The sequence below is a fragment of the Kitasatospora sp. NPDC059571 genome, from assembly GCF_042735675.1.
Taxonomy (GTDB): Bacteria; Actinomycetota; Actinomycetes; order Streptomycetales; family Streptomycetaceae; genus Kitasatospora.
In genome coordinates, this window is sequence record NZ_JBHWBW010000574.1 from 1 (window position 1) to 4,485 (window position 4,485).

Annotated in this window: 5 protein-coding genes and 1 pseudogene; 1 reads left to right on the forward strand and 5 read right to left on the reverse strand. The window is 73.1% G+C overall.

The genetic code is table 11. From position 1 onward, the window contains the following. The 5 genes from ACFV0G_RS35765 to ACFV0G_RS35785 all read right to left on the reverse strand — a co-directional run. On the reverse strand, positions 1 to 396 hold a 396-nt coding region (locus ACFV0G_RS35765; RefSeq protein ID WP_380556944.1), incomplete at its 3' end, for a glycerophosphodiester phosphodiesterase. Between the two features lie 149 nt (positions 397 to 545). Next, positions 546 to 1,577, reverse strand: a complete 1,032-nt coding sequence (locus ACFV0G_RS35770; protein ID WP_380556946.1) for a glycosyltransferase family 2 protein — start codon at positions 1,575 to 1,577, stop codon at positions 546 to 548. A 229-nt stretch (positions 1,578 to 1,806) separates the two neighbouring features. Then, the gene (locus tag ACFV0G_RS35775; RefSeq protein WP_380556948.1) at positions 1,807 to 2,064 is read right to left on the reverse strand and encodes a hypothetical protein; all 258 of its coding nucleotides are present in this window, start codon (positions 2,062 to 2,064) and stop codon (positions 1,807 to 1,809) included. Continuing rightward, on the reverse strand, positions 2,061 to 3,254 hold the full coding sequence (locus ACFV0G_RS35780; RefSeq protein ID WP_380556950.1) for an MFS transporter: 1,194 nt from the start codon (positions 3,252 to 3,254) through the stop codon (positions 2,061 to 2,063). Before ACFV0G_RS35780 ends, ACFV0G_RS35775 begins: the two co-directional genes overlap by 4 nt. Then, complete coding sequence (locus tag ACFV0G_RS35785) at positions 3,251 to 3,613, reverse strand: MarR family winged helix-turn-helix transcriptional regulator (RefSeq protein ID WP_380556952.1); 363 nt, start codon at positions 3,611 to 3,613, stop codon at positions 3,251 to 3,253. Before ACFV0G_RS35785 ends, ACFV0G_RS35780 begins: the two co-directional genes overlap by 4 nt. A gap of 254 nt (positions 3,614 to 3,867) precedes the next feature. On the opposite strand from ACFV0G_RS35785, the pseudogene ACFV0G_RS35790 reads away from it, so the two are divergent. Then, positions 3,868 to 4,152: pseudogene (locus tag ACFV0G_RS35790) on the forward strand (DUF1330 domain-containing protein); the annotation flags it as partial. Positions 4,153 to 4,485: the final 333 nt, after the last annotated feature.

The following is a 4,485-nucleotide window of genomic DNA, read 5'->3' on the forward strand; positions in this document are numbered from 1 at the left end:
GCCGCTCCGGCCGCTGCAGCGGCCGCCGCCCCCCCCGCCCCCCCGGCCCCCCCCCCCCGGCGCCGCCTTGACGTCGATGTTGAACCGGGCCGCGGGGAACGCGCCGAGCAGGTCCTCCAGCAGCGGCACGGGCTCGGTACCGCCGATCCGGGCCCGCCCGACGGTGTCCCAGGGCAGCTCGGCCACGGCACCGGTGGCGTCCGTGACCCGGTCGAGGCGGGAGTCGTGGAAGGCCACCAGCACACCGTCGCGGGTGGCGTGCACGTCCGTCTCCAGGTAGCGGTACCCGAGGGCGACGGCGGCCTCGAACGCGGCGAGCGAGTTCTCGGGGTGCCCGAGGTCACCGCCCCGGTGCGCGAAGGCCAGCGGCCCCGGGTGGTCGAGGAAGGGGTGCATGTCGTGCTCCGAGGTGCGGGAGGAGGGACCCGGCGGGCCCGCGAGGCCTGGCGGCGCTGCCCGCTCCGACGGTGTACCGGGTCGCGCACGTTACAGTATGACGCAGTCTGTCAAGCTGTAACGCCCTCTGTGCACGACCCGGGCGAGGGTCAGCCCCGGGCGACGGCCCGGCGGGTGCGCCGCGCGAGGCCGTGCAGACGCTGGACGGCCACGAAGCGGTGCATCCGATCGGCCAGCGTGAGCCGGTACTTGAGCCACAGTTGCTTGCTCAGCCCGGCCAGCCGCTCGGGACCGATGGCGTGCACGAGACGGCTGACGTGCCGTTGGTAGGCCTCGCGGTAGGCGCGGTCGCCGTCCGGGACGGACCAGAAGAACATCGGGATCTCCTCGACCAGGCAGTTCCGGTCGTAGGTGTGCAGGTGCTCGGCGAACGCGGGCTCGGGGCGGGCGATCAGCCACTCCCGGACCAGTTCCATCGAGCGGACCCGGTCGACCAGGCCGCGCGGGTCGGTCTTCCTCTGGGTGATCGACAGGTCGCCGTCCTCGCGGACCCGCCAGTGGTAGATCGGCTCGGAGAGCACGTCCACCCGCTCGGCGAGGAAGTGGTGGGGCACGCTGACCGGGGCGTCCTCGTACAGGATGCCCTCGGGGTAGAGGATGCCCGCGACGTCGAAGAACGAGCGCCGGTAGACCTTGTTCCAGGCGGTGCGGTCGGTGACCAGGGCGGGCAGTTCGCTGACGTGCGTGCGCAGCCGGGTCTCGCGGAACGGGCGGCGGTGGGCGTGCGAGGGGGTGAGGCCGCCGGTGCGCAGGCGCATCGCGTTGCCGGTGGCGAAGTCGGACCCGGTCTCGTCCAGCGTACGGATCATCAACTGGTACGCGTGCGGCGGGAGGGTGTCGTCGCTGTCGACGAAGGCCAGGAACTCGCTGCCGGGAGTGAGGTGGCGCCAGCCGGTGTTGCGGGCGGCCCCGAGGCCCTTGTTCTCCTGCCGGACCAGCCGGAAGCGCGGGTCCGCGGCGGCGTACGCCTCGGCGATGACCGGGCCGCCGTCGGTCGAGCCGTCGTCGACCATGACGCACTCGAAGTCCCCGAAGGTCTGGGCCGCGATCGAGTCCAGGCACTCCTTGAGGTAGCGCTCGACGTTGTGGATCGGAACGACGACGGACAGGCGCGGGGCCATCGGACGGCCTTTCGCTCAGGGGCGGACGCGCCCGGCGGGCGCCGACCACGGGTCACCGAGAGTGACTGGTCGCCACCGGTAGTGGCCCGAGCGTAGGGAACGCACACGGCCGGAGGGTGAACGGCCGTTGGCGTCGTGCCGGCGGCTCGGTGCGGCGGCCGTGCCCGGCGTCAACGCACCCGCTCACCGGGACGGGGCCTGCGGGGCCGCCGCCCTTCCGGCGGGCCGGTCATCGGCTCGACGGGCGCCGGCTGGGCACGCCGGCCGCGGCCGCGGCGGGGTTGGTCTCCGGCGGGCGGTGACGGGCGAGAGCGGCGGCCGTCAGGGCGGTGACCGCCATCGCGGCGATGCCGACCAGCGCCGCGGTCGTGTAGGCGTGGTCGTTCGGGAAGAGGTGGCCGGCGTCCGTGCCGGTGGCCAGGACCAGGCCGCCCATCGCGCTGCCCAGGGAGTACCCGACGCTGCGGACGACATAGTTGAAGCTCATCGCGCTCGACGTCTCGCTCTTGGGTGTGACGGCCAGGATGACTCCGGGCATCGCGGCCGAGAAGCCGCCGACGCCGAAGCCCAGCACACCCATCGCGACGAGCAGTTCGGCCAGGTTCGACCGGCCGCGGCGAACAGGACGAACCCGCCGCCGACGACGACGGCGCTGCCGGCCAGGAGAAAGGGTGCGTCGATCAGCGTCCGAACCCGGGGCGTGAGTCGGCCGGCGACGAACCCCAGCACCGAGAACGGGACGAGGACCAGCCCGGCGACGAAGGTGGTCAGCCCGAAGCCGTAGCCGGCGCCGGGCGGCGTCTGCGCGTACCGCGTGATGAGCGTGAGCAGGAGGTACATGCCGCTCCCGCCGACGAACATGGCGATGTTCGCTCCGGCGACCGCCGGGTGCCGTACGGCCCGGACATCGATCAGGGGCGTCTTGCTGCGCAGCTCGGAGGCGGTCCAGACGCACAGCAGGAGCACGGCGACGACGGCGAGGATCACCGCCCCGGCGAGGTGACGGCTCCACAGGCTCGGCCGGCCGGCCAGGAACAGGACGAGGAAGAGCCCGCCGGCGAGGACGAGCGCGCCCGCCGCGTTCACGCGCGCGGAGCGGCCCTCGGGAGCCGCGGGCATGGAGCGCCACGCGGTCAGGAAGGCGACAGCGGTGACGAACAGACCGAATCCGTAGGCGGCCCGCACGCCGCCGATCTCGGCGAGCAGTGCGGTGAGCGGGTAGCCGACGCCGGCGCCGATGATCGAGACCACCGAGACCAGGGCGATCGTCGCCGTGCTGCGCTCCTCGGGAAGGTGGTCCCGGGCCACGCCCATCATCAGCGCCGTCAGAGCGAGCCCGACGCCCTGGGCCGCCCTGCCGATGAGCAGCCACGCGAACGGCAGCGGCAGCACGGTGAGCGCACTGCCGGCGACGACGACGGCCAGCGTGGCGAGGATCGCGGCCCGTCGGTGCGGGCCGGCTCCGAGCCGGCCCAGGACGGGCGTGGCGACGGCGCCGCTCAGCAGCGCGACGGTCAGCGTCCACTGCGCGCTGTCGAGCGAGACGTGGAACGTGGTCGCCACACTGGTGATCAGCGGCGTCCCGAGGCTGGCGACCACCGCCACGACCAGGGCGATGAAGACGAGGGCGGGGACCAGCAGCGGCGCCTCGGAGCGCTCCTGGGTGCGCCCCGTCACCGCTTCGGCCCTTCTCGGTCCCGGCTTTCGAGCTCCGCCAGGTGCGCCAGCGCCGGAAGCGCCGCCACCAGGGCCTCGACCTCGTCGTCGGCGAGTTCGTCGATCAGCCGCGCGAACGCATCGACGCCCGCCCGGCGCCGCGCCTGCACGTACGACGCGCCGGCCTCGGTCAGACACACCAGCGTGACCCGCTTGTCGGAGGCGTCGCCCCTCCTCTCGACCAGTCCGGACCCCTCCATCACCCGGACCAGGGCGGTCATCGCGGGCTGGGTGACGCCCTCGATCGCGGCCAGATCGGTGATCCGTCGCGGGCCCGACCTGTGCAGGGTGGCCAGGGTGGAGGCGGACGTGATGCTCATGTCGCGCGGAAGGCGTCGCACAGCCCTGGTGGCCAGCCCGTAGAGGGCCGACCCGATCGCAGCGGAAGCGCCACGCGTGGCGTCTTGACGGGTCATGCGCGAAGCATACAATATTTATATGAATGCCTTATGCATCTTCCGTCGGGCCCGGTTCGGGTCCGCCACCCGCTGCTGCGCCGCCGGGATCGATCGAACCGAGTGTCAATTCACAGTCGGGCGTGTCCGGCCGAACACAGGAGGTTTCCATGGCTTAGGGCTACTGGGTCAGTGTCTACCCCGCCATTTCCGACCCCGAGAGGCTGACTGCCTACAACGAGCTGGCGGGTCCGGCCGTCCGGGCCGCGGGCGGGCGCGTCCTGTCCCGCGGCGGTCGAGTCGTCGCCCACGAGGCCGGAATCGCGCAGCGCGTCGTTCTGATCGAGTTCGACAGCTTTGAACAGGCGGTCGCGGCATACGAGAGCGAGGCGTACCAGAAGGCGCTGGTGGCCCTCCCCGACGGCTTCGAGCGCGACTTCCGCATCATCGAAGGCATCGACTGACCCGCGGGCCCGGTCATCGCCGGGCATCCGTCACCCGAGGACGTCGACGACGAAGGTGGACGCGGGGCATCGGGCGACGACGGCGTGGGCGGCTCGGACGAAGGCGGCGACGGCTGCGGATCGCGAGGTCCCCGGCCGGCGCCGGGTCCGGGTCGGGGGATGTCGGATCCGAGGCGGCGCAGTGGGTCCACGGGCCGGCACGGGCGGGCGAGGGCGAAGGACCGCCCCCCGGCCGGGGGGGGGGGGGGGCGCGGGGGCGCGCCGGGGGTTACGTGGGGGTTAATCGCCCCCGGGGGGGGTTTTAGGTGTGGCCCGCTCTCGCCACCCCAGATC

What these genes read in the sequence shown, in the direction of transcription:
- ACFV0G_RS35770 (WP_380556946.1), bottom strand. Translation starts at nt 1,577, where the DNA reads ATGGCCCCGCGCCTGTCCGTCGTCGTTCCGATCCACAACGTCGAGCGC.
- ACFV0G_RS35775 (WP_380556948.1), bottom strand. Translation starts at nt 2,064, where the DNA reads ATGAGCTTCAACTATGTCGTCCGCAGCGTCGGGTACTCCCTGGGCAGC.
- ACFV0G_RS35785 (WP_380556952.1), bottom strand. Translation starts at nt 3,613, where the DNA reads ATGAGCATCACGTCCGCCTCCACCCTGGCCACCCTGCACAGGTCGGGC.